At 34.3% G+C, this 26612-nt stretch carries 25 protein-coding genes; 1 reads left to right on the top strand and 24 read right to left on the bottom strand.

Annotation, left to right across the window (positions count from 1 at the left end):
* Positions 1 to 21: 21 nt before the first annotated feature.
* The 15 genes from glaH to prsW all read right to left on the bottom strand — a co-directional run bounded on the left by glaH (position 22) and on the right by prsW (position 16028).
* Positions 22 to 960: a glutarate dioxygenase GlaH gene (gene glaH / locus TX86_RS03665; RefSeq protein ID WP_042346360.1), complete on the bottom strand. Its 939-nt coding sequence runs from the start codon at positions 958 to 960 to the stop codon at positions 22 to 24.
* Between the two features lie 295 nt (positions 961 to 1255).
* Entirely contained in the window at positions 1256 to 1588 is a 333-nt protein-coding gene (locus TX86_RS03660; protein ID WP_042346356.1) for a DUF3870 domain-containing protein, read from the bottom strand.
* A gap of 75 nt (positions 1589 to 1663) precedes the next feature.
* Positions 1664 to 2869 (bottom strand): L-2-hydroxyglutarate dehydrogenase, encoded by a 1206-nt coding sequence (gene lhgD / locus TX86_RS03655; RefSeq protein WP_042346353.1) that lies wholly within the window; start codon positions 2867 to 2869, stop codon positions 1664 to 1666.
* A gap of 32 nt (positions 2870 to 2901) precedes the next feature.
* Complete coding sequence (locus TX86_RS03650; RefSeq protein WP_042346351.1) at positions 2902 to 3591, bottom strand: GntR family transcriptional regulator; 690 nt, start codon at positions 3589 to 3591, stop codon at positions 2902 to 2904.
* A gap of 553 nt (positions 3592 to 4144) precedes the next feature.
* A complete protein-coding gene (locus tag TX86_RS03645) occupies positions 4145 to 5596 on the bottom strand; it encodes an aldehyde dehydrogenase family protein (RefSeq protein WP_042346349.1) in 1452 nt (483 codons plus the stop codon).
* Between the two features lie 21 nt (positions 5597 to 5617).
* Positions 5618 to 6946 (bottom strand): 4-aminobutyrate--2-oxoglutarate transaminase, encoded by a 1329-nt coding sequence (gabT, locus tag TX86_RS03640; RefSeq protein ID WP_042346347.1) that lies wholly within the window; start codon positions 6944 to 6946, stop codon positions 5618 to 5620.
* Positions 6947 to 7789: 843 nt separating this feature from the next.
* On the bottom strand, positions 7790 to 8818 hold the full coding sequence (fni, locus tag TX86_RS03635) for a type 2 isopentenyl-diphosphate Delta-isomerase (RefSeq protein ID WP_042346345.1): 1029 nt from the start codon (positions 8816 to 8818) through the stop codon (positions 7790 to 7792).
* A gap of 14 nt (positions 8819 to 8832) precedes the next feature.
* Entirely contained in the window at positions 8833 to 9963 is a 1131-nt protein-coding gene (gene rpsA, locus TX86_RS03630; RefSeq protein WP_042346344.1) for a 30S ribosomal protein S1, read from the bottom strand.
* A gap of 222 nt (positions 9964 to 10185) precedes the next feature.
* Positions 10186 to 10773, bottom strand: coding sequence for a lysophospholipid acyltransferase family protein (locus TX86_RS03625; protein ID WP_042346342.1), 588 nt, complete (start codon positions 10771 to 10773; stop codon positions 10186 to 10188).
* Between the two features lies 1 nt (position 10774).
* Positions 10775 to 11449: a (d)CMP kinase gene (gene cmk, locus TX86_RS03620; RefSeq protein WP_042346341.1), complete on the bottom strand. Its 675-nt coding sequence runs from the start codon at positions 11447 to 11449 to the stop codon at positions 10775 to 10777.
* Positions 11450 to 11610: 161 nt separating this feature from the next.
* On the bottom strand, positions 11611 to 11799 hold the full coding sequence (locus TX86_RS03615) for a DUF5359 family protein (RefSeq protein WP_042346340.1): 189 nt from the start codon (positions 11797 to 11799) through the stop codon (positions 11611 to 11613).
* A 56-nt stretch (positions 11800 to 11855) separates the two neighbouring features.
* Positions 11856 to 12593: a flagellar brake protein gene (locus TX86_RS03610; protein ID WP_042346338.1), complete on the bottom strand. Its 738-nt coding sequence runs from the start codon at positions 12591 to 12593 to the stop codon at positions 11856 to 11858.
* A gap of 124 nt (positions 12594 to 12717) precedes the next feature.
* Entirely contained in the window at positions 12718 to 14070 is a 1353-nt protein-coding gene (gene ypeB / locus TX86_RS03605) for a germination protein YpeB (RefSeq protein ID WP_042346336.1), read from the bottom strand.
* Between the two features lie 17 nt (positions 14071 to 14087).
* Complete coding sequence (sleB, locus tag TX86_RS03600; protein WP_042350133.1) at positions 14088 to 14951, bottom strand: spore cortex-lytic enzyme; 864 nt, start codon at positions 14949 to 14951, stop codon at positions 14088 to 14090.
* 408 nt (positions 14952 to 15359) lie between these two features.
* Entirely contained in the window at positions 15360 to 16028 is a 669-nt protein-coding gene (prsW, locus tag TX86_RS03595; protein ID WP_042346334.1) for a glutamic-type intramembrane protease PrsW, read from the bottom strand.
* A gap of 178 nt (positions 16029 to 16206) precedes the next feature.
* Here prsW and TX86_RS03590 point away from each other — a divergent pair, with 178 nt between their 5' ends.
* Positions 16207 to 17181, top strand: coding sequence for an asparaginase (locus TX86_RS03590; protein ID WP_042346332.1), 975 nt, complete (start codon positions 16207 to 16209; stop codon positions 17179 to 17181).
* Here the strand turns inward: TX86_RS03590 and TX86_RS03585 are convergent.
* The 9 genes from TX86_RS03585 to TX86_RS03540 form a co-directional block, all read right to left on the bottom strand.
* The gene (locus tag TX86_RS03585) at positions 17167 to 18177 is read right to left on the bottom strand and encodes a YpdA family putative bacillithiol disulfide reductase (protein WP_042346331.1); all 1011 of its coding nucleotides are present in this window, start codon (positions 18175 to 18177) and stop codon (positions 17167 to 17169) included. The two genes, TX86_RS03590 and TX86_RS03585, sit on opposite strands and share 15 nt — an antisense overlap.
* A gap of 126 nt (positions 18178 to 18303) precedes the next feature.
* Positions 18304 to 19581: a Glu/Leu/Phe/Val family dehydrogenase gene (locus tag TX86_RS03580; protein ID WP_042346330.1), complete on the bottom strand. Its 1278-nt coding sequence runs from the start codon at positions 19579 to 19581 to the stop codon at positions 18304 to 18306.
* A 344-nt stretch (positions 19582 to 19925) separates the two neighbouring features.
* Positions 19926 to 20501 (bottom strand): adaptor protein MecA, encoded by a 576-nt coding sequence (locus TX86_RS03575; RefSeq protein ID WP_042346328.1) that lies wholly within the window; start codon positions 20499 to 20501, stop codon positions 19926 to 19928.
* 470 nt (positions 20502 to 20971) lie between these two features.
* Entirely contained in the window at positions 20972 to 21745 is a 774-nt protein-coding gene (locus TX86_RS03565; protein ID WP_042346326.1) for a metallophosphoesterase, read from the bottom strand.
* Between the two features lie 169 nt (positions 21746 to 21914).
* Positions 21915 to 22376: a DUF2663 family protein gene (locus tag TX86_RS03560; RefSeq protein ID WP_042346324.1), complete on the bottom strand. Its 462-nt coding sequence runs from the start codon at positions 22374 to 22376 to the stop codon at positions 21915 to 21917.
* A 59-nt stretch (positions 22377 to 22435) separates the two neighbouring features.
* Positions 22436 to 23218 (bottom strand): LysM peptidoglycan-binding domain-containing protein, encoded by a 783-nt coding sequence (locus TX86_RS03555; protein WP_042346323.1) that lies wholly within the window; start codon positions 23216 to 23218, stop codon positions 22436 to 22438.
* Positions 23215 to 23829, bottom strand: a complete 615-nt coding sequence (locus tag TX86_RS03550) for a CPBP family intramembrane glutamic endopeptidase (protein ID WP_336469845.1) — start codon at positions 23827 to 23829, stop codon at positions 23215 to 23217. The genes TX86_RS03555 and TX86_RS03550 overlap by 4 nt, the downstream gene beginning before the upstream one ends.
* Positions 23816 to 25321 (bottom strand): RecQ family ATP-dependent DNA helicase, encoded by a 1506-nt coding sequence (locus TX86_RS03545; protein ID WP_042346320.1) that lies wholly within the window; start codon positions 25319 to 25321, stop codon positions 23816 to 23818. The genes TX86_RS03550 and TX86_RS03545 overlap by 14 nt, the downstream gene beginning before the upstream one ends.
* The gene (locus TX86_RS03540) at positions 25318 to 26313 is read right to left on the bottom strand and encodes a YpbB family protein (RefSeq protein ID WP_195892855.1); all 996 of its coding nucleotides are present in this window, start codon (positions 26311 to 26313) and stop codon (positions 25318 to 25320) included. The genes TX86_RS03545 and TX86_RS03540 overlap by 4 nt, the downstream gene beginning before the upstream one ends.
* Positions 26314 to 26612: the final 299 nt, after the last annotated feature.

The following is a 26612-nucleotide window of genomic DNA, read 5'->3' as shown; positions in this document are numbered from 1 at the left end:
CTTTTTATCAAATAACTAAGATTATTGAACGAAACGTCCACGTTGACGTTGTAATTCACGATATAACTCTGTGTTCTTTTCGAACGCTGCACGTCCATGTAACCAGAATAGATTATTAACCATTACTAAGTTTCCTACTGGTAATTTCAATTCGATAACAGCTTCGTCTGCTTCCATTGAATCAGATAGATTACTTAAGTATTTAGCTTGTTCAATTGTTTCTGGATAAACGAATTGATCGATAAAGCAAATACATGGTTTATTGTTTTGTTTAAAGAAAGTTGTTCTGTCAATTTCTTGACCTACATTTTTTGAACTTGGCGCTTTGTATGTGAATTTATGTGAACCAATTGTATCATTCGCATATTTATCAAGCTCTTTCCAATCATCAAGGTGTAATAGACGTGATTCTCCACCTACAGCATTTCTTTCTTCTAGCTTCATCATTAATAACCAATCAGTTGGCTCATCTACGAAAGTACCATCTGTGTGAAGTGTAAATAAACGATAAGCTTGACGAAGGTAAGAGTCACTGTCATCAGTATCTTTAACGCTGAAGTTAGCGTAATATTTACCAGTCATTGAATCAAAGTTTGGCATACCTGCCATGTGAGAGAATGCAGTTGAGAAGAATAAGAACTCTTCTTTATCTTCAGTTACATCTTGCATTCCAACAGTGAATCCGCCAGAAGCACGATCGTTAAGGATTTCTCTTACGATGTCTCCTAATTCATAACCTGTAAGTGTTAATAGACGATCCGTTACTAATTGACGTGCAAACGGAGTATACTCAAGGCGTTGAGAAGATACGCCATCTTCTTTCATGATTTCTAAAAATTTCTTCACAATGTCAGCGCTAATTTCAATATGATATAAGCGATTACTTTGTGGATGTGGTAGGATTTCAAACCCTTCTGTTTTTTGAACAAATTTCATTGCACTTTTTTCGATAACAGTCATTGATAAAACCTCCAGTGTGATATTATAGTGTCTGTTAACTTTTTAGAACAAAAAATAGCCAGCTATACCATGCTTAAATAAGACATAGTACAACTGGCTATTATTTACTGTCTTGCCCTAGACAAATAGAGTCATAGTAAATATTACAGTTTAAGTATAATTGTTTTAATGTTGAACAGCTCTATAAAATATTATTCACGTTTTTGAAAAGGAAAGTTATTCAGAAGGCGAATATATATTTTTTAACTATCCATAGTTTAACACAAAGTTTTCATTGTGTAAATATTAAAAACTTTTAATCTACTATTTTTATTTCAGCTTTTTTTTGATGGAAATGAAGATCTAAATCTTTTAGCGCTGCCACTAATGCATTTGTTGCTTTACCACGATAATAATGCTGAACTAATTCAATCGGCTTCTCAATTCCATCATTCAAGCTAATCCCTCTAAGTAGCTGATTAATAAAATTTCTACCATGATCTGTTGCCAAAGTACAAGATGCCTCTAATATTACACCATATTTCAAATCCACTTCCGCTGTAATTGTTAACGTATCAAATACACTTTTGGCTGCCATCCCTTGTGGTAATCTTGCGTGACCAGCAATAAACATGATATTTGGATTCATTATAAAATACACCCCTTTAACTTGTTCGCTAACGAATAGTACTACTTCGCATTCCCATTTTACTACTCGTACCTATTATGCCTCAATTAAATGAGCTTGAACCGGAATACGTCTTACTACTTCTTTCCCAATTTCAATAGAAGCTGTCGCTGCTGGTGAAGGTGCGTTACATACGTGAATACTGCTTGCACCTACAATAATATGGAAATCATCCACCATTTTCCCGTCATCAGATAATGCCTGTGCACGCACACCTGCAGGTGCCGCGATTAAATCATCCGCTTGAATTTCAGGAATTAATTGTTGTAAGCTTTCAACGAATTTAGCTTTACTGAATGAACGAACATACTCATCGAATCCTTCCTTCACAAAACCGCTTGCCATCTTCCACAATCCTTTATAAGTTACAGATTCAGTGAAATCTCTTAAATTGAAATCTGTTTTCTTATATCCTTCTCGTTTAAAGCTAAGTACCGCATTCGGACCAGCATCTACTTCACCACTAATCATACGTGTAAAGTGAACGCCTAGGAATGGGAATTTAGGGTTAGGTACAGGATAGATTAAATGTTTAACAAGATGTCTTTTCTCAGGAACTAATTTATAATACTCACCACGGAAAGGAAGTATCTTCATGTCTGTTTTATAGCCTGCAGATTTCGCAACGCGGTCACTATGAAGACCCGCACAATTGATGATCATACGTGCTTTGATCGTACCTTTACTTGTTTCAATTGTTACATCATCTTTTTTCTCATCTATTTTTTCAACTTTTGTTCCAAGTTTGATTTCTCCACCATTTGAACGAATAATTTCAGCAAACTTCTCACTAACTTGGCGGTAGTTTACTATACCAGCCATCGGAACACGAATTGCACCTAATCCATTAACATGAGGCTCAATTTCATGAAGTTCTCCTGCGCCAATTTTTTGAATTTTTAGTTCGTTTTCAAGCCCACGTTCATACAAGTTATCTAATAATGGTAGTTCTTCTGGTGTTGTAGCAACGATAACTTTACCACAAATATCATGATCAATATCATGCATTTGACAGAATTCAGTCATTGATTTACTTCCCGCTTTAGCAAATCGAGCTTTGAAACTGCCTGGCTTATAATAAATACCTGAGTGAATAACGCCACTATTATGACCTGTTTGATGATCAGCAACTGCATTTTCCTTTTCAATAACTACCACTTTAGCATTAGGAAAACGCTCATATAATGCCATCCCTGTAGATAAACCTACAATTCCCCCACCAACAATCGCAAAATCGTACATAAAAAAATCCCCCATCTATTTATACATTTTTATTATTTACTAGTTAGTTCTACATCATTTTTCGCATTTTTTAACTGCTCCATATAGGAGATTAAGTTATTTTTCGTTCTAAAAATATGATATTCTGTTACAGCACGTAATTCTGCTGCATCATTTCTCATAACAGCTTCATATATTAGCCGATGCTCCTTTTGTGTTTCCTCATAATAATCAATCAATATACTAGGTGCTATCGGCAAAATCCCAAAAGTTTCAACCATATTTCTAACTCTAGACCACGGACAACCTTCACTTAACTTCTTGTGAAAACGATCATTCAAATGAATATAGAGATCATTCGTATCTTCTGTGAAGTCCAAATTCTCCATCTCTACTAATAAAGATTCAATTTCACGCTTGTCCTCTTTCGTTAAGTGTGGCAACGACTTCTCCACTGCTACTCCTTCTAAAATCGAGCGGATATAATATATTTCCTCAATATCTTCAGTAGTAATTGGCGTCACAACGGCTCCTTTATGTGGTTCAATCTTAACTAGACCTTCCATTTGCAGTTGTCTTAAAGCTTCTCGAACAGGCATACGACTAACATTTAGCTTCATTGCCCATTCTTCTTGAATTAACCGCTCTCCCCTTGTTAATGTTCCATCAAGAATTGCTTGCCTTAAGTTTTTTGTTACGTAATGAAGAACCATAACTTTATCTTTAGGCAAATTTTCTCCCATAGCGGCACCTCACTAACACAAATAGTTGAAATATTGGATACAATCTGAAGTTTATCATATCCAAAAACCATTTTCAAGAATTATTAGAAGATTTTAAATTAAATGAATAATTTTAGGATTTATTGTTATTTCAAGGGTTAAAGACACATGATACGTCGTATTGAAAATAAATTCTATAGATTTCTGTATCCAATCTACTTTTCATTTGGATACAATGTTACATTTCATAAAAACACAAACGTTACTTTTTATTTTTAATAGAATCATTAATAAGAGAAGATTATTCAGAGTTTTTCATCCCATTCAAACTGTCACTCACATCAAATCCCCAACATGGTAGTAAAACATAGATTAAACGAAAGTCAAGAACCCTAATATACATGAAACGGAGAAACACAAGAATATAGAATAATGAGGTTTTTTCAAAAGACATCCAGGTTAGTAGGTAAAATCGAAGTCACTTAACCTACTTTTAAATACTAAAAAAAGCATAAGAGGCGTGCAAAAAGTGATTGAAACACACTTTTAACACGGCTCTTTAGCTCTCTAAATATTATTTAGTAGTAATAGTTACTGTTTTGTATGCTGTAAAGAATTCCATAGCGGCAGTACCTTGCTCACGTGTACCAGAACTAGATTCTTTCATTCCACCAAACGGCGCTTGTGGTTCTGCTCCACCAGTCTCACCATTGATTTGAACTAAGCCTACTTCGCTGTTTTTAGCAAAGTGGAATGCTTTATTTAAGTCAGTTGTGAATAAAGAAGCACTTAAGCCATAAATCGTATCGTTAGCCTGAGCTAAACCTTCTTCATAATTTGCTACTTTAATAACAACAAAAACAGGTCCGAAGATTTCTTCTTGAGCAATTGTCATGTCATTTGTAACATTTTCAAAGATTGTTGGCTCAATAAAGTAACCACCATTATACTCAGGTGCATCAAGTGTTTTACCACCATAGAATAAAGTCGCACCTTCCTCAAGACCCTTCTTAATATAAGAAGTAACCGTCTCAAATTGGTTTTTAGATGCAACAGGTCCCATTGTAATAGCCTCTTGAATTCCATCCCCAACTTTAATATCTTGAACAAATCCAAGAACTTTGTCCATGAAAGCATCATAAATCGCTTCTTCAACAAATACACGACTTGTTGCTGTACATCTTTGACCAGATTGTTTCATACAACCTTCAACCGCTGCTTTTGCTGCTGCATCAAGATCAGCGTCTTTTAAAACAACAAGTGGGTTCTTTCCGCCTAACTCAAGTTGATATTTTTTTCCTGTTTCAACAGCCTTAGAAGCAATTGTCTTACCAACAGCATTAGAACCTGTAAATGAAACTGCTTTAACATCAAGATGCTCAACAAAAGCATTCCCAATTAAGCTTCCACTACCATTCACTAAATTCAGAACACCTTTAGGAAGGCCTGCTTTTTCAAAAATCTCAGCAATTTTAACAGCAGTAATAGCTGTTTCTTGCGAAGGTTTCCACACTACCGTATTTCCATACACTAGTGCAGGAGCAATCTTCCATACAGGAATCGCAACAGGGAAATTCCAAGGTGTAATCATTGCCACAACACCAAGTGGCTCACGAACTGTATATAATGTATTATTAGGATTCGAAGATGGAATTACATCTCCAATTTTTCGTGTACCCTCTTGTGCATAATAACGTAAGATAGTGGCAGCACGAAGAACCTCACCACGCATTTCAACAATACGTTTACCCATTTCTTTCGTAGCACAAGCCGCAATTTCTTCTACATTCGCTTCTAATAAATCCGCAGCTTTACGTAAATATTCTCCACGTTCTACTGATGAACGATTTTTCCAATCAGCAAAAGCAGTGTTAGCTACTTTTACCGCCTCTTCCGCATCTCCAAGAGATGACATTTCAGTAAACCCAAGACTTTCAGATGGATTAGCTGGATTAAAATGCTCGTATCTATTTCCAGTAGAACCTTCAGACCAACGTCCGCCGATATAATTAAGATTATTCACCATTATTACCCCCCTATTAAATTATTACTTTAACTTTGCAGCTTCTTGAACTAGAACGTTTTCTAAAATAGATAATCCTTTATCAAGTTGCTCTTCCGTAATCGTTACAGGTGGTAAAAAGCGAAGAACGTTGCCATTAATACCAGCACTTAAAGAAATTAAACCTTGTTTCCAAGACTCTTTAACAACAGCATCTACTAATTCTTTATAAGGTTCTTTCGTTCCTTTATCTTTTACTAATTCAATAGCGCGCATTGCACCTAAACCACGAGACTCCCCAACGAAGTCGAATTTAGCTTCAAACTCATCAAATTTAGCTTTGATTTTCTCTCCAACCCAAGCTCCTCTTTCAACAAGCTTTTCTTCTTCAATAACTTCAAGAACAGCAAGTCCAGCAGCACATGAAAGTGGGCTACCTGCGAAAGTACCACCAAGTTGTCCAGCAAGAGGCGTATTCATAATTTCTGCGCGACCTGTTACTGCACTTAAAGGCATACCAGCTGCTAAAGATTTAGACATTGTCATTAAATCAGGAGCTACATCAAAGTTTTCAATTGCAAATAATTTACCTGTACGACAGAAACCAGTTTGGATTTCATCAGCAATGAAAAGGATATTGTTTTCTTCACAGATTTGTTTTAACCCTTGAACAAAACGAGTTGAAGGAACGATGAAACCACCTTCACCTTGTACTGGTTCTAAAATGATTGCAGCAATATCATCTGTAGATGCTTCTGCTTTGAAGAAGTGTTTGAAATCTTCTAGAATCATATCATCTACACGGTCATTGCTGATTCCTTCTTCACTACGGTAGTAGTAAGGATATGGCATACGATAAGTATCAGTTGGGAATGGACCAAAACCATGTTTGTAAGGTCTTACTTTACTTGTTAAACCTAATGTTAATAATGTACGACCATGATAAGCACGATCAAAAGAAATAACACCTTTTTTACCTGTATAACTACGAGCAATTTTGATTGCATTTTCAACAGCTTCAGAACCACTGTTTACAAACAATGTTTTCTTTTCGAAATCTCCTGGTGTTAATTCATTTAATTTTTCAGCTAAAGCTACATAGCTTTCATAAGGCGCTACATGGAAGCATGTATGAATAAATTTATCTAATTGATCTTTAACTGCTTTCACTACTTTTGGATGGTTATGACCAATATTTTGGATACCGATACCACCAGCGAAATCAATATATTCATTTCCGTCCACGTCTTTAATAATTGCACCTTGTGCAGTCTCTGCATAAAATCCTGTTACATGATATGGACCTTGTGGTACAGCTTTCTCACGTCTTGCCGCTAATTCAGCCGATTTTGTTGTAATATTTGTATTTCCCATATTTAAACCCTCCTAAAATAAATAAAAGCTTCGCAAAAAATAAAAAAACCAATTACACCAACAAATAAAGCACCATATTTATGGTGGGTTATTCATTAATATAACTGGTCCTTGATCTAGGCATGCCCTGCTTATCCAACAGAGTCAATTAGATTTGACAGTTAATTATATTAATTAGATTAAAAACAAAGCACGATATGTACCAACAATGTTTTTAACATCTTAATGTTATTAATATAACAACTATCAAACCAAATTGTCAATAATTTTCTGACTAAAAAAAATAATTTAACCGCATATAATCCTAATTGCATTGGTTTTATTGTAGTCCTCTACATTTTCATTTACCAAATAGAATTTTATACCAAAATATCAAAATAATCAGAATGTTCATTATTTAAACTGAGACATTTTATCATCCCTATTTATTTACTTTTTCCGTTACCTTTACTTGAATTTTTGCATCCTCCACAATTTTTGCAACCAGCAGCAAGTATACTTTGACACATAGCTTTTTCCTCCTAATTATTAAAGATTTTGTATGATTAACCTTCTACATTAAGAAAAACTGGTTCAAAAAAAGCCAGTAATATCCCGTCTTATAAAAGATAGAGATATCACTGGCCTTGTCTCTGCGGATATGCTTCGATTTCTCGAAAGTTTAACAGATTAAGCAGTCTTTTTTAAAGTTCATTACGTTCATTCATTTTACTTGATCTGATAAAAGGCTATTTCTATCAGAAAGTAAATTTAATATGTTTATTAACTCTATAACCATAATAAGGTAATGCAATCAAAATGTCAATAGTTTTTCTCATTTTTCTAAATAGTTAATTTCAAATACTATAACGTTAGCTTTCTTTCCTTTAACCAATGGTAGGTGTCACCTTTGATTACTTTTTGTACTTGTTTAAACTCATCAATACCTTTAATACCTAGAGCAGTCATAATAATCGCTAAATCTTCGTGCACAGTGTTGATTTCGTTCACTAATGCCTCTACACCCTCATCCCTATATACTTTAAGGAAATATCCAGCAATACCAACTCCATTCGCTCCAAGCGCTAAACACTTGGCAACATCCATTCCATTTTGAATGCCACCAGAAGCAAGAACATGAACGGACGGAATTTGAGTAGCTTCCACAATTGATGCAGCTGTTGAAATCCCCCATGAATTAAAGTAATTAAGTAGACGCGCTCGACGTTGATTTTCGATTTTTGCAAAGTTCGTACCGCCAAAGCCACTTATATCTACATACTTAACACCGACATCCACTAATGAAGCGACTGTTTCACGACTCATTCCAAAACCTACTTCTTTCACTATAACAGGAACTTGAAGTTGTGAAGTAATGCTTTCGATATTCTTTAAAACATTAGTAAAATCTCGATCACCTTCTGGCATAACGAGTTCTTGAATGACATTGATGTGAATTTGAAGTGCATTCGCATCTAACATTTCCACCGCTCTTTTGGCTTGCTCTAAATTTGCTTCACCACCAAGATTACCAATTACTACTCCCTTTGGATTCTCTTCGCGAACAATACGATATGAAGATTGTTGAGAATCATCCTTGAGTGCCGCCATTTGTGAACCAACAGACATAGCAATTCCTGTTTCTCTAGCTGCTATAGCCATATCACGATTGATTACTTTTGTTTGTTCTCCACCGCCACCCGTCATCGCATTTACAAAAATTGGTGAACTCAAAGTAAGTTCACCAATTTTTGTACGAAGATTGACATCATCAAGAGACATTTGCGGTAAGCTAACGTGAACGAATTGTATATCATCCAAACCTGTTAATCTACTTTGCCCCGTTTGAAGGGCATATTCAATATGTTCTAACTTACGTCTCATTCTTGACAAATTAAATCACCATATTATTTTTTGAATTTTTTCAATTGGTCTCCAATAACGTCACTGAATTGGAAACCCGTTGTTTCTTCAGGTAGCTCATAAGAAAAATTTTCTTCTGAATCATTTTCCTCTAATGCTTTCATACTTAGAGATAATCTTTGTTCTTGTTCATTTATTTCCAATACTTTCACTTGGACAACTTGACCCTCTTTCAGTACTTCATGAGGAGTTGCGATATGCTTATGTGAAATTTGTGAAATATGAACAAGTCCTTCAACACCTGGGAAAACCTCAACAAATGCACCAAACGAAACAATTCGTTTAACTGTACCTTCTAGAACTGTATCTTTTGCGCATTTTTCGCTAATTTGATCCCAAGGTCCAGGTAAAGTATCTTTAATCGATAACGAAATTCTCTCTTCTTGAGGATTTACAGCTAATACTTTAACTTTTACTTTGTCACCTTTAGCAACAACATCTGATGGTTGATCTACATGTTGATATGATAGTTGAGAAATATGAACAAGACCATCTACTCCACCAATATCAACAAATGCACCAAAATTTGTTAAACGTTGAACTGTACCTTCAAGAACCTGCCCTACTTGAATTTCTTCTAATCGATGTTTCATTGATTTATGCTTTTCATCTTGTACAACAGCACGATGAGACAAAATCAAACGATTATTTTCTTTTTCTATTTCAACAATTTTAAATGTTAACGTTTTGCCTTTATAATCAGTAAAGTCTTCAACAAAATGATCTTCAACTAATGAAGCAGGAACAAATCCTCTTACTCCAAGATCAACGACTAAACCACCTTTAACAACATCTTTCACTTCGGCTTCAATAATTTGTTGTTGTTCAAATTTTTGATAGAGAGTTTCCCATGCTTTCGCAGCATCAACTTTACGTTTTGAAAGGATTAAGCTTTCTTCTTCAACCTTCGTGACTTCAAGCTCTAATTCTTGGCCTTCAGAAACTACTTCCGACGCTTTCTCTACATGTAGACTACTTAATGCACTAATTGGAATAATACCATCACATTTACTGTTTTCAACTGCAACAATAACTTGCTTATCCTCCACCTTAGTTACAATACCCTTTACAACTTCGCCTACTTGATAGTCTTTCACTACATATTGTTCATCCATTATATGTACTCCTCCTTACCCATGACTGCTAAAAGTGTTTTCAATACTATTGATTTTGTTTTATCTCCTAACACCAACAAGTCAAATTCTTAATCGGCATGTTACATTCTCTAGTATAAACTAAAAAATGAGAGATTGCTTCAATAGCTGTCATATTTATCGGAATCAACATCCTATTGTTTAAAATTCTTATACTTTAGTATTTTTGTCAAGTGAAGTGACTCACTTATTCGTCTTTATTAGTATGGCAATTTCATTCATAATAATTTCAGTAGCTTCTTCTGCATTTAATTTTTTACCTTCTTTTTTATAAGTAGATAAGTCAATTGGTTTACCATAAACCACCTTCAATCGCTTAAAACGTTTATACGGTCCAATGATTGCACAAGGAACTACAACTGCATCTGTACGTAAAGCAAAAAAACCTGCGCCAGCCAGCCCTTTACCTAATTCTCCAGTCTCACTTCTCGTCCCTTCAGGAAACAACCCTAATACTTTCCCTTCTTTTAACAACCCTAAACCTTTTCTTAGCGCTTCACGATCACTCATCCCCCTTTTTACAGGGAAAGCGTTTAAGCCTGGTAACAATTTTCCTAAAACAGGTGCAGAAAACAATTCTTCTTTCGCCATAAAATGAACAGGTCTTGGAGCATTAATTCCAACTACAGGTGGGTCTAATGCAGAAATATGATTCGAGCAGAGAAGAACACCGCCCTCTTTAGGAAAATCTTCCTTCCCAATCACCTTGAAACGATAAATCGGCTTTAGAAGTGCGTACACTAAATTTTTAGCAAAAGAATAAAGATTCATATTACAAAGCCCTTTCTTTTATAAGAGACTTAATATACTCCGCAACTTCTTGAATATTTAAAGAAGTAGTATCAAGTAAAACAGCATCTTCCGCTTGCTTTAATGGAGCAACTTCTCTTTCAGAATCGAATTTATCACGAGCAGCAATTTCTTGCTTAAGCTGGTCTAAATCAGAAGGAAATCCTTTAGATACATTTTCTTGATGACGTCTTAACGCTCTTTCGTCAACACTTGCTACAAGAAAGACTTTTAGTTCTGCGTTCGGCAAGACATGCGTTCCAATATCTCTTCCATCCATAATAATTCCACCACTTGTTGCTAATTCCTGCTGAACTTTGACCATTTCTTCACGTACAGCTGCGTGTTTAGCCACAGCTGAAACAGAATTCGTTACTTCAGCACTACGAATTTCATTAGTAACATCCTTGCCATCCAGGAATACCAATTGACCTGATTCACTTGGTTTTAAATCAATTTGACTGTTAAGTAAAACTTTATACAATGCTTGTTCATCATTCACATCTATATTATTTTGTAGAGCCTTTAAAGTAAGAGCTCTATACATAGCACCTGTATCAACATACACAAAAGAAAAATACTCTGCTACAATCTTAGCTACAGTGCTTTTACCAGCTGCAGCTGGTCCGTCGATAGCTACTGATATATTTTTTTTCATAATTCCTCCTAATGCCTAATACCTAATAAGGTAATCTTAAAAAATCCTTTATCTATTCTAACATAAAACTATATTTTCATCAGTGCGTTTTTCAAAACACTTATGATGAGCTTATTATTAATATAACCAAATAAAGCCTCAGCAGTAACTTCGCTGAGGCTTTATTTATCAACATTATTTTGCAAAACATCTACAATTAAAGAATAGTTATCAATGTAAACGCCTTCATATTTCGCCAGCTTTTTAAGTTCAAGAAAGGAGTCAGTACGGTGAAATACAAGTTGAAAAAACAATAAAAATAGAAATTGTATAATGATTAGCTTTGCTATAATAGCTTCGATTTTTTTCACGTCTTCACCAACTTTTTTACATTTCAGTATGGTAAAGAAACGTTGTTAATATACACTTATCTGCGCGCTTTATTTCGCAACTCCAATTGTTTATCAAAACAAAAACGAATTAATAATTGCTGGTCGTCATATTTGTTATTCAAAAATTGAACTGCAAGCACATTCTTTTTATAATCTGTTTGCTCTACTAATCTAATTACTTTACAATCAACTTCGATTGTTTCCGTTTTACCTGATTTCATTGGTAATAAAAAAACAACTGAGATAATTGTATCAGGATGCAAGCGTAGGTTTTTTGAAATATAAATTGCAGCTCCTCCCGCACTTATATCTTTCGTTATACTTTCGAAGGTTTTAAATCCACTGTTCTTACTGCTTACTATTGCCTCTACGGGTGTTTCTACTCTTACAAATTCCCTAAGCTTGACAGCATCCGCACTATTGATATTATTCTTTTCTTTCAGTCTTCTTAGCACATCGGTATCAAACATATACATTGATTCATCCGAATTACTATATGACACCTTCTCTGGATACTTCAAATGAACCATAGGAACCGGGGATGTCATTCTTCCAATTACCACCGTATCAAATTCATAAATAGAACCATCTTCACCCGTATAACTTACTTGTAATTGTGTCCCATCAATCAAAAACATAACATTATGTGTCAAAATATTTATCGGATATTCTATAAAAAACGAATGATCACTTATTTCCAATATTTTCGATCGATATTTTTCCGTTTGCGAAGAAAATTTCGGCACAAGTAGTAAGCTATCTCCAATTTTCATTCTATTCCCCACTCTTCCTAGTCTAAAATAACTAACCTCCATTTTCTATATTATGACAGAAATAAAAAAAAAGGAAAAGTACTGTTATACCTCTCCTTTCCAAAAAAAGCAAAAAATCTCAAATTTATATCATATCTTCATAAGAGGATTCGTGTTCATCCATCTTTTCAACTAACTCTTCGTCATTAGTCATAGCATTAATAAATATGCGATACGTATCATCGTTCATTGTACCCATAAATTCGTAGCATAGTACTTCTTTACCTAAATCATTTGTAATGATGGCAAGTCGATCTTCCATTATCTTTAATTTCGGACTTAATTTCTTTTTCGCTTGTTCTAATGGAATTTTCGGCTTTAGTAATTCTCTCTTTTTATTTGTTTGTAAATATTCTTCAGCTGAATAGCCAATAATTCCGCCATTATCTAATGCTACTTTCACTTTAATCGAATCAGAATATACACGAATACCATTCTCAACATAAACAAAGTTGAAAACCCCTACAGAATCATACTGTGTACTTTCGAACAATTCCATCGATGTATAGTTTTGCTTTTTCAAAAACTCCATCGCTTTTTCTGATGCCTCGTTTAGACTAATCTTCGCTTCTCCTACTTTTCGATTATTCATGAAAATAATTGGATACCCAACTACTTTTGTTAAATCTAAATCTAATTGAGTATTTGATTTCGGGTCTGAAAGAGTAACACTATAAAATTTAAAATCAGATCCTTTTCTACTTTCCTCAATGGTCACCTTGGCATCTTTACCAAACGGGACAAACTTTCTAGCGATTTCAATTGCTTCTTCTTTACTTATCTCTTTACCTTTAATATTTCGAAAGCGCTCATCTTTTTGTTTATTGCTTACATGTGTAGGGCCAAATTGAGACGCTTCTGAATAACCACTAACTTTCTTTTCTACCGTTTGAAAACCATCAATAATTGTGTTATCACTCGCTTCCTTACCAGAAGCTAAAGCCATTTCAACATCCATCCATCTTAAGTTATTCTTCATAACAAGATGCTGAACTTTTCTAAGTTCCTGTTGAATGTCGCCTGATTGCTCATACAATCTTTGCAGTAATTTGTACTCTTCATCAGAGAGAGGCTCTTTTTCAAGATCTCTTACAGCCGTGCGATACGTAAAATCTCCAATTTGCGAAAGAAATTCTTCGGTTTTATTAAACGGCACTAGCGATAAAGGTAGTGTTCCTACATCACTTTGCGCTTCAGAAGTAATACGCCAAACATCCGTCAATGCTGGAGATAAAGACTTTCTAGAGTTCATCGCCAAAGTAGTTCCAATCTTATCGTTCAATAAATCCATTTGATAATTTAAATCATGAAATGCACGTTGATAGTTGTTTTCTGCTTGTACTAATATTGCATTTTTCTCTTTATGTTCTTGATAGCCCCAGAATGCCGTTCCTGCACAGACAACAACAAGAACTGCAATAAGTATACCTCTGACCATAATCGTGACACTCCTTTCTACTTACAAAAAATATGTTTACCTATTTTTTTGATTTGTGGTCTCGACCATATCCATTTACTTGTAGCGGTTTCTGGATTAAAGTAATATGTTGCATTTCCAGATGGATCCATACCGTTAATCGCATCAATAACAGCTTTTTTCGCTTGTTCATTTGGTGCTAACCATATTTGCCCGTCTGCAACCGCTGTAAATGCTAATGGCTCAAAGATAATATCAGAAATTGTATTTGGAAACGATGGACTTTCTAATCTATTAAGAATGACTGCAGCAACTGCAACTTGTCCGTTGTATGGCTCACCTCTTGATTCACCATATACCGCTTGCGCTAATAAATTAATATCATTTTCCGAAAATCCAGCAGGGATATTGGCTGCTTTTTGATTAGTTTTCTTTTCATTTGTTGCTTCTTGTTTATTTGTATTCTTCTTAGCAGTTTGATTATTATTATTTTGATTTGTTGACGTTTGTTTTCTTGGTATAACTTGTTTTTCAATTGGAACATTTCCATAATACGTAAATGTATTACCTTTATTTATTTGCTCATGCACAAACTCCTTATTAAAGTTTGATGCTTTTACTAACTTATTTTTCGTTGCCTCTCCTGCTAGGCCATCAACCGGTAAACCAAAATCATTTTGAAAATTACGCAATGCCCAATAAGTACCCCATCCAAACACTGCATCAATTTTGCCATGATAAAAACCAATATTTTGCAATCTAGCTTGTAATTCAATAACATCATCACCAACCGCACCTTTTTGAATCACTTGTTCCGTAAAGGCTTCGGCATTGTTTGATGTATAACTAAACGAACATACTAATAAAGCCAGTAAAGCTATGCTTATTCCTACATACTTCATTTTATTTTTACTCAAAAAAGGACACCCCTAACTTAAAAAATGGAAGTAAGCCTATTATTTTTCAATACCAACTTTTTTATTCTAAAAAAAGATGAAGTACCTCATTAAGAGCTGAATCATTAAGAAAAGCGCAAGCGCCCGTTAAGCGACGTATAGATTGGAGCACTTCGACTGAGATAAAGGAAACACGAAGAGGCGGTAGCTGATTCGATGTTGACTTATCGTAGGGAGATGGGCGAAATCTACTAGTCGCTGGGCGCTGAAGCTAGACACCGCACAAAATTATATACATTCTTATTTTATAAAAAAAACGTCACCGATCTTTTTGGATTAATGTTTATGCTTCTTGTACTACTCCAAATCAAAAAAAGAGGCTTGTCCAAAATAGAATCTTGGACAAACCTCTTCTTAATTAATCATTTGTGATGCATGAATATCAGATAAAATTCTTGCTTTCTTAACCTTACTTAATCCGAGCCACCATAAGAAAATCATAAATGGAACAATAAAATACATCCAATGAGTTTCTTTTAATAAAATATAATCATATAAACCGTGCAAAATAAATGGCACTAGGAACGCAAGAAATAAAAACATACGTTTTTGATTTACAGTAAACTTTCCTTTACCAAAATAGTATCCCATTATCACACCGAATAGGGCATGACTTGAAACCGGCAAAAGCGCTCTTCCAAACGCAAACTCAACGCCGTTTGCAAGTAGATAAAATAAGTTTTCAGCCGTAGCAAAACCAAGTGAAACAGCAGAGCCATAAACAACACCATCATACGGCTCGTCAAAAGAAACATGATGGTATATCGTATACATTAAAATAAACCATTTAAAAAACTCTTCCAAAAATCCAGTTATAACAAAAGAGTTCATAAAATCATTAACAATAAGTCCTTCTGCATCTAATACGTATTGCAAGAACATCAATGGAAACACAAGAAAGGCACCGAATAAAAATGTCCTTAAAACAATTGAAACAGGTTCTGTTCCATAGTAATCTCTTAAATAAAAGTAGCTTAGCAATGCCAGTCCTGGGGCAATACCAGCAGTAACTATGACCAGCATGTGCTGACCTCATTTCTATTTAGCGTTTATAATATCGTATCACGATATGCAAAAAAATGCAGTAACCTTTCCTTCCTATTTTTCAGATAAGCATTGCATTTGATTCGAAACTATGGTTACATTTCCTTGTCAAAAGAATTATTTCGTATTTACATATCATTATATTAGGAGGATTGTCATGAAGAAAAACATCCTTGTTATTCATACTGGTGGAACTATTTCTATGTTTGAAGATCAAGCAACTGGAGCTGTTAAACCATCTGAACAAAACCCAATGACAATGGCATCTACTCAATTACAAGAGGACGCATGTTTAATTATTGAAGAACCATTTAACTTACCCTCACCTCATATTACTCCAAATGAAATGTTGAGGATTAAAAATATAATAGAAGAAAAAATTGAACAAACTCAAATTGATGGTGTTGTAATTACACATGGTACAGATACACTTGAAGAAACTGCTTACTTTTTAGATCTACTATTAAATATAACGATACCTGTAGTTTTAACTGGTGCAATGCGTTCTAGCAATGAAATTGGCTTTGATGGACTTCACAATTTTATTTCATCTATTCGCGTAGCTTGCACTGATGAAGCTGCAAATAAAGGTGTGTTAGTCGTTTTAAATGATGAAATCCATACGGCTCAAAACGTTACAAAAACGCATACTAGTAATGTTTCCACGTTTCAAAGTCCACAGTTTGGACCAATTGGTATTGTAACAAAACAAGGTGTCATTTTTCACCATCAACCAATAGCAACGAAGAAATTTAATGTAACTTCTATTACGAAGAATGTACCACTCCTCAAAGCACACGCTGGAATGGATTCATTACTTTTACAAGCACTTAGTCAATTAAACATAGATGGTCTTGTAATAGAAGCGTTAGGTCAAGGAAACCTACCACCGAGCACACTCGCAGGAATTAAAGCTCTTATTGAACAAAACATTCCTATTGTCATTGTATCTAGATGCTTTAATGGTATCACGCAAGATGTGTATGGCTACGAAGGTGGAGGTAAACATTTAAAAGAACTAGGAATAGTATTTTCAAATGGTTTAAACGGTCAAAAAGCGCGATTAAAATTATTAGCGGCACTAGAAGAAGGAAGAAAAAAGGAAGAAATGAATACATTATTTCATGCCTAAAAAAACAGGAAAAGTGTTTAACACTTTTCCTGTTTTTTTATCTTGAATATGTTTAGCAATTAAGCCACCGTGAAATCTTCCATTTTCAATAAAAATTTCATTAGCATTATTACCTGCTGCAATAACTCCAGCAATGTAAAGCCCTTCGACATTCGTTTCCATCGTATTAGTATTAAAAGTCGGTCGACCTGATTCTTGGTCAATTCCTACACCCATATCACGCAAGAATTGATGATCTGGATGATAACCAATCATCGCGAAGACAAAATCCGCTTTCACCTTGAACTCTTCTCCTGCAACTTGATAGGTCACTTCATCCGAAGAGATTGAATTAACGTTTGCATTAAATTCCATAGAAATTGTGCCGTTTTTCACAAGAGCATCGAATTCAGGCAGAATCCATGGTTTAACACTTGGGGAATATTCACTACCTCTATACAGAACAGTTACACGAGCTCCTGCTTTTACTAATTCTAACGCTGCATCAACACTAGAGTTTTTACCACCTAATACGGTCACATCACAATCAAAATACGGATGTGCTTCTTTAAAATAATGATATACATGTGGCAATTCTTCACCAGGTACATTAAGTAAGTTTGGCTGATCATAATAACCTGTTGCAATAATGACATAAGGTGTAGCATATGTAGCTTGATTTGTAGTCACAATAAATTTATTATCTGAAACTTTTTCGACTTTCTCTACCTTTTCAAACGATTGAACATTAACCTTTTTACGAAGTACTACTTCACGATAGTAGGCAAGCGCTTGATTTCTAACAGGCTTACGATTTTCTGTAATAAATGCTACATCACCAATTTCTAATTTTTCACTTGAACTGAAAAAAGTTTGATGAGTAGGATAATTATACAATGAGTTTACAATATTACCTTTTTCAATAATCACTGGTTGTAAGCCAATATCTTGCAATGCAATCGCAGCTGCTATCCCACATGGACCTCCACCGACTATAATAGCGTCTTTTTCAAGCACAGTCTTCACTCCAATTCCATTTTAAATTCACATATAACTTCATAATATATAAAAACCCCTATCTTTAAAGGATAGGAGTTTTTCATACATAATTCAATAAAAATGACTATTATTGCTCACACGGAATTAAATCCAACCACGGAAGCGAGAAGCTTCAGCCATTTTTCTTACACCAACCATATAAGCTGCTAATCTCATGTCTACATGTCTTGATTGTGCAGTCTCATAAATAGCATTAAATGACTTCACTAATATCTTTTCTAGTTTTTCTTCAACTTCTTCTTCTGTCCAATAATAACCTTGATTGTTTTGTACCCATTCAAAATACGATACCGTTACACCACCAGATGATGCCAATACATCCGGCACAATCAAAATACCACGGTCAGTTAATATTTGAGTAGCTTCTAAAGTTGTTGGTCCATTTGCAGCTTCAACGACAATTTTCGCTTTAATATTATGAGCATTGTCTGCTGTAATTTGATTCTCAATAGCAGCTGGAACTAATATATCGCATTCTGATTCTAATAATTCTTTATTCGTAATTGTATTCTCAAATAGTTTTGTAACTGTACCAAAGCTATCACGACGATCAAGTAAATAATCAATATCTAAGCCATCTTTATCATACAAAGCGCCATATGCATCGGAAATACCTACAACTTTCGCTCCTGCATCATGCATAAATTTCGCTAAGAAGCTACCAGCATTTCCGAATCCTTGAACGACTACTTTCGCTCCCTTAATGTCAATATCCCTTTTCTTTGCTGCTTCATTAATACAAATTGTAACGCCTTTAGCTGTCGCTGATTCTCGACCATGAGAGCCACCTAATACTAATGGTTTCCCTGTAATAAATCCTGGTGAATTAAATTCATCCATTCTACTATACTCATCCATCATCCATGCCATGATTTGCGAATTTGTGAATACATCAGGTGCTGGAATGTCCTTAGTTGGTCCAACAATTTGGCTAATAGCTCTAACATATCCACGACTTAAACGCTCTAACTCACTAAATGACATATTACGAGGATCGCAGACAATACCACCTTTTCCTCCACCATATGGTAAGTCGACGATACCACATTTTAAACTCATCCAAATTGAAAGCGCTTTAACTTCTCTTTCCGTAACATTTGGATGAAAACGAATTCCACCCTTAGTAGGTCCAACTGCATCATTATGTTGTGCTCTATAACCGGTAAATATCTTAACAGAACCATCATCCATTTTAACTGGTATCTTAACAGTTAACATTCTCAATGGCTCTTTCAGCAGTTCATACACCTCTTCTGGATATCCTAACTTTTCTAAAGCTTTATGAATGACTGTCTGAGTTGACAGTAATACATCATTATTATCTTTTTCGTTTTTTTGTTCTACAGTATTTTTAGTTTCCATACTTAAATCCCTCCTAGAAAAGTAACATATTTATATAAATGACCTGAATTCAGTGTTAGTATACACCTTGTCACAAGTAATGCAAAGCAATTAATGAAATATTCAGAAATGAATAAAGCAGTTATATATGCATATATATTATCATACTGTTATTGATTCTATTTGTTGCTTCTTATTTTATGCCAAAAGCAAAAAAGCCACGGGCAGACATAAGATGAGCTGTTCTCGAAAACACTCTCTTTGTTTTCAAAACAGCTACACTTACGACCGAGCATGGCAAATGTAAGGTTAAACATTATTAAAAATATATGCTTATTATGCTAAATCTTGTTAAAAATTCCCCTTTAGATAAACTCCGAAGCTATTTTTGTGATTGCTTGTTGATGAACAATACTTTTACCATATTCCAATAACTGATGGACGGTAAGTGTACTTATAGAACCATATTCAGCAGCAAGTGAAATCACATTATCATACTGCTTATTCACTATTCTTTCAATACTTAAATAATAAAAATCATTATAATAAAAGACCGAACTAGTCTGTACAACTTGCAATCGATCTAATATTTTACATAATTGAATTAAATCTTCAAAGCTTTGAAACTTATATAGGATCTGCAATTGCTCTTCCATAGTAACTTGAAGATTAAACCATTCATCATCCAATAGAAAAATTTCCTCATCCCTTGTAATAATCATCATTAACCCTTGAGTATGGAGAGAGTAAATCTCAATTTCAATGGCACCCTTCATTTGAAAGTTGATTTCATCACAAGCACTTTCAACCATCCTTTGAATTTTCGCATGTACTTTTAACTCATTTCTCTTAATATCATCCACAGTAAGTCCATGTTCATATAAATCATCGAACGTTAAAAAAATTCTGATTTTATTATAATTTAGTCTCTCAAGCTTCACTTAAGTGGCCTCCTACGATGAAAACACTTTCTACATCATATGAACAACAATCCCCCCGGTGCATATCCATAAGAAAAACCGTCACCGGTCTTTTTTGATTGATGTTTATGCTCCTTGATTTACTCCCAATCAAAAGAGCTATGCGGGAGAAATAAGCCAATCTGTTCTTGAAAACCTGCACTTGGTTTTCAAAACAGATTGGCTTATTTCCGAGCATAGCAGGTGTAAGGTTAGACAGAGAAAAACCGTCACCGGTCCTATTAGCTGGATGTGCTAACTCCTTGTTTTCCTTCAAAGCAAAAAGGAGCCATGCGGCAGACATAAGGCATGCTGTTCTTGAAAACCTACTCTTGGTTTTCAAAACAGATATACTTACGACCGAGCATGGCAGGTGTAAGATTAGACACTATTATCCTTTTTTCAAAAATGAGATTGCTCCAAAGTGACTCCAAATCACTTTTAGAACAATCTCATTTCTCAGGATCACTTGAAGATATTGTTATTAGATGGGTTTCTGCTCGTGCACCTAATCGTAGTGGTAACAGACTAGTTCCATAACCATTACTAGTTAACATTTTCGTTGTAGCATATGATTGTAAACCACCTAGCTTATAAGGACCAAAACCTAAAAATCTAACTTGACCACCATGGGTATGACCAGCTAACACGAGGGAAATACGATGTTTTGTTTCAATCTTTCTTATTATACGAGGACAATGACTTACAAGGATTTTAAATGAAGATTCCGCACTATCTAACAATGCTAAGTCTAAACGGTCTCTTGAACTACCAACATAATCAACACCTAATAAAGAAAGCTTATCTCCATTACCCGATTCAAAAACAACTGCAGTATTATCGAGAATTTTCACACCTAAATCTAACAATGTTGCATCCAATTCATGATAATCTAATTCATAATCATTATTTCCCCATACAAAGTACACAGGACCAATCGTTTTAAGCTTCTTTATATTTTCCTTAATTCTTTCAAAAGGCACATTTTTTTCAGCTAAATCCCCACCAACAATAACAAAATCCGCCTTAACCGATCGAATCATTTTAGAATTAACTATTCTCCTATGAATATCAGAAATAAAATAAATTTGCACAGTTCCAAAACTGTTTGGGAACTCTTCAAACTGAAGATCATGTTCAACGACACGATTTTCATTTGCAAGTTTCAACATATAGAGAGCAAACAGCATTAGAACAAATATACAACCTAAAAAAATATATAGCATGCTAACTCCTTGTCATATTATTTTTACAAAAAAACATATTGAAATCATACCACAATTCCAATTATTTGTATGTGTTAAGACACTTCAATTACTTCTTTAAGAAAGCTAAAAAAGAGGAAAAGGGCGTGTCAAAAGGTATTGAAATTACTTTTAACACTGCCCTTTTATATTACTTATTTTCATGAAACAGATTAATATCATATTTTTCTTTCATTACTTTAAAAATGATATGTCTTTCTTTCCATGCATGCTCTTGCTTCCACAGGTCCTTACTCTTATCCACGATTTCACATCTTAAGGCATGAAATTCCTTTTCAGCTTTGTCAGCTTTCTTTTTAAGAACAAGCATATATCCATAGGTTCCAAACACTGCTGCAAAATACAAAAAAGAAGTAGGTTTACTTATAAAATGCGAAAACATATCAAAGAAAGAATAAGAATAAGGTTGTACAACAAAATAATACATATATACGACAAGTAAAAATCCAAGAACAAGCGCAACAATAGTTGTCCAAGTATGTTTCTTCTTTAAATAATCAAACTTTCTCTTTCTTTCAATCACATTTTGAAGCATTTTCTTGGTTGCCTGATCTGTCATTTTATCATCTAGAATCGAAATCGAATAATCCATATATTTCACTCCCTAATTCCTTCGTTAGAGAGTATATGAAAAATACGCGAAATTAGAACTTAATCCATCGGGATTTTCAAAACTTGTCCAACTCGAATATCATTGCTCGTTAAACCATTTGCTCGCTTAATAATATCAATACCCGATTGAGATTTATAATAATTCATCGCAATTCGAAAAATAGTCTCTTTTGGTTTAACAGTATGTTCAATTACTTTAGGTGTACTTTCATTTTGATTTGGCACAACTGGCTTCTTTTCAGGCTCCTTTGGTTCATTCTTCACAGGTACCTGATGGGTTGTATTATTATTATTGTTATTCTTGTTATTATTACTAGTTGGTTCCTCTGACTTCACATTAGGCCCTGAACTCGATGAAGCACTTGTTGACGGAATCTCTTTTTTCGCATCTTTTTCACTTTCTTTTTGTTCATTAGCACTTGCTAACTGCTTTTCTTTAGATTCCTTTTCTTTAGAAGCCTTATCCTTGGAATCCTTATCCTTAGAAGAATCTTCTTTCTTTTCACTTCCAACTACATACTTATCATCTACATTAACTTCTGATGAAAAGCTTGATTCGTCTTTTTCCTTCGTATAAGTTGGTTTATCATCTTTTGTAAAGTATGTATAAAATGCAAAGATAGCTACAGGTAATAGAACAAAGAATGCAGCTAGTAATTTAACCAATGGAAATTTTATTTTCCAAACAGTTTTTTGTTTCTTTTTACTATGTACTTCTTTGCGAGATGGTAATGAATCTACACTAAACTCAGCTTCACTATGATTAGAATCAACCTTTTTCCTCAATAGTTCCGCTTGGTCTTTATGTTCTTGGTTAGTCATAAGCAGTCCTCTCTTTCACAATCTGTCTTTTTTTCTCTTACATACTTAATCTTGATGATGATTCCTAATAAGAAATCTATAATAAAATGGGCAATGATTGTAACCATCAAGTTATTTGTTAGCTCAAATAACAACCCAATAAATAAACTAAGTAACGTTATATTCAGCAACAAAAATGGCTTGAATAAATAACGATAATGAACTAATGCAAAGATAGCACTCGCCACCCAAAGATTCGTATTATACTGAATTACACCTCGAAATAAAAGTTCCTCACAAATAGCGATTACTAAGGTTAAAAAGAAAATATGTAGATAAGGTAAATTTCGGAATATCCTTTCATTAATACCACCATCATCATAAAAAGAAGTTGGCAATATTTTCATTAAGATTACGTCTATCATTACAACAAGTAATCCAGCAATGATTCCCCATACAAGCTTGCCATCTATAAAACGAAATAACGAAAGAAACTCTGATAATGAATCAAATAAGAAAAATGCCAATATTGTAGAAACTGCAAGAACAATTCCTTGTGTTACCCACACATTTAATACGAGTACTTCATCTGAGATATACTTAATTAATTCAGCCTGCTTATTCTTCATCATCCACAGCTCTTTTCGGTAATAAAAATGCAGCTAACTCTTCTTTCCAATCCATTTCCTCCAAAGAAAATGATTGTTCCCCTTCATCTTCACTATAGTAACTTGCAATTTGATCACCACAATTACTACAACATAGAGATTGCTGAATATCCTCATTTTCATCAAAATAATGCAGAATACCTCTTCGGTAACAGCTTTTTTGTAAAATCCATTTAAAGAATAGTTGCCATTTCATTCGTTTTCTTTCTGTTGTATTACGAATATGTTCTATAAGTCCAGCTTGTATCTCTAGCAAAGTACCTTCTTGCTGCAAATAATGACGAATAAGACGCTCTTGTGTTTCCGTAAAGCCCATCCTATCGATTACTTGCGGGACTGGCAGCAATGATACATCCAATCTATTTTGAGCTACTAACTCATCAAAAAAATCATTCATTTGCCCTTCTGTCGGCAATTCCCTTTCTAACAAAAACAAAGGTAAACTCTCATCACCTTCACAATATAAAAGAATTGCAGCACTCGGCTGTCCATCTCGACCTGCTCGCCCAATTTCCTGCAGATACGCTTCCATATTAGGTGGCAAATGAAAATGAATAATAAATTTTACATTTTCTTTGTTAATTCCCATACCAAAAGCACTTGTTGCACATATTATTTGCAATTGATTCTGCAAAAATTGCTGCTGAATAAGTACTCTCTGTTCTTGCTCCATACCAGCATGGTATACACCTACTTGGTCAATACCCCTACTTCGTAATAGAACACTTGCCTCTTCAGCCGCTTTTTTACTTAAAAAATAAATAATGCCTGGCTTCTTTAATCTTTTTACTAACTCTACTAATCGTTCTTCTTTCTCATCATAAGAATGCACTTTTTCAACAAACAAACCGATATTACTTCTATTTACAGATGTAACGATTTCCGTACAACTTTCAATTTGAAGAAAATGTTTAATATCCTTTCGAACTTGTTCAGTAGCAGTAGCTGTTAAAGCTAAAGTTAGCGGATAATTTAACCTTCTTCGTATACCCCCAAGATTTAAGTAATCAGGTCTAAAGTCAAAACCCCATTGTGATATACAGTGCGCTTCATCAATTACAAATAAACCAATTTGTAATTGACTGATTGCCGAGATTACATTAGACATCATTAACATTTCAGGAGATAAAAAGATAAAACGATACCTATTCATGTTTTGTAATGCTTCATATTTCTCATCTTGGGTTAAAAAAGAATTCAATGCGATGACTCTTTTTTCTCCATTTAGTTTTAATTGTTCCACTTGATCTTGCATAAGTGAAATTAAAGGGGAAACAATCACTGTAGGTTTGCCAATGATCTTACTTGCTAATTGATAACATATTGATTTTCCTGTTCCAGTTGCCAACATAGCCAATGTGTTATTTCCTTCTAATAAGGATTGTATTACCTCTTTTTGACCACTTCGAAACGAATGATAGCCAAAATGAGTATACAATTCTTGTTCCAGATTCAATACAATGCCCCTCCTTTTGCAAGAGCTAAACGTATTTGAAAATAACTGACACGATCCGATAGCGACTGTTTAATTAGCTTTAATTGACGAGTGTTATTTTCTTTAGCAATTTCATTAATTCGGGTAACCCATTCATCACTTACATATCGTGAAACATCTGCGATAGTACCATTAATAACCAACTCGACAATATGGTCTTCAATCGTACTTTGTTTTAATCGTCTTTTATCAGCAATTTCCTCAGTAGAAAAACCATTTTTCACATACTTAAAGGTAATCATAGAACTATTGGTAATCAGACTAGCTCCCTCTACTGATAAATTCTCGCCTATTGAAGCTAATATGCTATTAGGTCTAACCTCCATAGCCTGTATACATAGATGAATTGTATCCAAAAACAGACAGTAAACATCACTTTCATGCAAAATATACATATCAGCTATTTGCTTATTACTATATCCAATCCGTAAACCCCCGGAGAGCTTTAGCAAAAAAATTCTCGCCTGTAAATCTGGCACTATTCTTAATACTTCATATAGCTCATCATGAAGCTGTTGTGTTAGAAATTCTCTATTTGGGTGCCGTAGTAAAAATCTTTTCGTCCAACTTTGTATTGATAAGTCCCGTTGAACACCATAATATTTAGCATTCTGATGTGCATAATTTGATAACACTTGAAACAAGAGAGAGAATCGCTTCCAAAATAACGCTACTTGATTGTGGTACTTAAATCCATTTATATGTGCTAACCTTGGTTTGCTTATATAGAATTCTTCTAGCGCTCTCTGGCTTTTGGATGTTACGACATATTCACCTTTTTCACCTTTAAGCTGAATCCATTCATTTTCATTGAAGTATTCGATAATCAATTGAAACTCTTCACGCTTTATTGTTGGAAATGTCCTAAAAAATCCATGGATTTTATAAAGGTGAATGTCTTGAATCGTTTGCGAGGATTTCTTGCCATAAAGCACATGAAATACAGAATACACGGTTCTTTCTCCATTGATTTGAATAAGGCTTTGTAAAATAAAAGCTTCTAAATACGAGCGCAACATAATAATCACATTCCTATATTATATCGTCTTAATCTTTATACCATTTTATCAAAATTTATCGCAATTTGGTGAAAAACATTTCGACTGTAAATTAACATTAAACTTTTAAAACAACTATACTAGTCTTTCATGTTTTTTAAAGTAATAGTAAATACTATTGAAAAGTTACCCTATGACAAATACAATAGAGTGTAGTAGAATATATTTTCGTACAAGTATTGTACATAAGTAAG

Origin of the sequence: Bacillus massiliigorillae (assembly GCF_000380245.2) — a bacterium.
In the GTDB taxonomy this organism is placed as follows: domain Bacteria; phylum Bacillota; class Bacilli; order Bacillales; family DSM-1321; genus Bacillus_AD; species Bacillus_AD massiliigorillae.
The sequence above is the reverse complement of the archived record's forward strand: the minus strand, read 5'-3'. Positions and strand labels throughout refer to the sequence as shown.

What these genes read in the sequence shown, in the direction of transcription:
- sleB (WP_042350133.1), bottom strand. Translation starts at nt 14,951, where the DNA reads ATGAAGTATGTAGGAATAAGCATAGCTTTACTGGCTTTATTAGTATGT.
- cmk (WP_042346341.1), bottom strand. Translation starts at nt 11,449, where the DNA reads ATGAAAAAAAATATATCAGTAGCTATCGACGGACCAGCTGCAGCTGGT.
- prsW (WP_042346334.1), bottom strand. Translation starts at nt 16,028, where the DNA reads ATGCTGGTCATAGTTACTGCTGGTATTGCCCCAGGACTGGCATTGCTA.
- TX86_RS03555 (WP_042346323.1), bottom strand. Translation starts at nt 23,218, where the DNA reads ATGACTAACCAAGAACATAAAGACCAAGCGGAACTATTGAGGAAAAAG.
- TX86_RS03645 (WP_042346349.1), bottom strand. Translation starts at nt 5,596, where the DNA reads ATGGTGAATAATCTTAATTATATCGGCGGACGTTGGTCTGAAGGTTCT.
- TX86_RS03650 (WP_042346351.1), bottom strand. Translation starts at nt 3,591, where the DNA reads ATGGGAGAAAATTTGCCTAAAGATAAAGTTATGGTTCTTCATTACGTA.
- rpsA (WP_042346344.1), bottom strand. Translation starts at nt 9,963, where the DNA reads ATGGATGAACAATATGTAGTGAAAGACTATCAAGTAGGCGAAGTTGTA.
- ypeB (WP_042346336.1), bottom strand. Translation starts at nt 14,070, where the DNA reads ATGGTCAGAGGTATACTTATTGCAGTTCTTGTTGTTGTCTGTGCAGGA.
- gabT (WP_042346347.1), bottom strand. Translation starts at nt 6,946, where the DNA reads ATGGGAAATACAAATATTACAACAAAATCGGCTGAATTAGCGGCAAGA.
- TX86_RS03580 (WP_042346330.1), bottom strand. Translation starts at nt 19,581, where the DNA reads ATGGAAACTAAAAATACTGTAGAACAAAAAAACGAAAAAGATAATAAT.
- TX86_RS03625 (WP_042346342.1), bottom strand. Translation starts at nt 10,773, where the DNA reads ATGAATCTTTATTCTTTTGCTAAAAATTTAGTGTACGCACTTCTAAAG.
- TX86_RS03560 (WP_042346324.1), bottom strand. Translation starts at nt 22,376, where the DNA reads ATGGATTATTCGATTTCGATTCTAGATGATAAAATGACAGATCAGGCA.
- TX86_RS03660 (WP_042346356.1), bottom strand. Translation starts at nt 1,588, where the DNA reads ATGAATCCAAATATCATGTTTATTGCTGGTCACGCAAGATTACCACAA.
- lhgD (WP_042346353.1), bottom strand. Translation starts at nt 2,869, where the DNA reads ATGTACGATTTTGCGATTGTTGGTGGGGGAATTGTAGGTTTATCTACA.
- TX86_RS03610 (WP_042346338.1), bottom strand. Translation starts at nt 12,593, where the DNA reads ATGAAAATTGGAGATAGCTTACTACTTGTGCCGAAATTTTCTTCGCAA.
- TX86_RS03550 (WP_336469845.1), bottom strand. Translation starts at nt 23,829, where the DNA reads ATGATGAAGAATAAGCAGGCTGAATTAATTAAGTATATCTCAGATGAA.
- glaH (WP_042346360.1), bottom strand. Translation starts at nt 960, where the DNA reads ATGACTGTTATCGAAAAAAGTGCAATGAAATTTGTTCAAAAAACAGAA.
- TX86_RS03590 (WP_042346332.1), top strand. Translation starts at nt 16,207, where the DNA reads ATGAAGAAAAACATCCTTGTTATTCATACTGGTGGAACTATTTCTATG.
- TX86_RS03565 (WP_042346326.1), bottom strand. Translation starts at nt 21,745, where the DNA reads ATGCTATATATTTTTTTAGGTTGTATATTTGTTCTAATGCTGTTTGCT.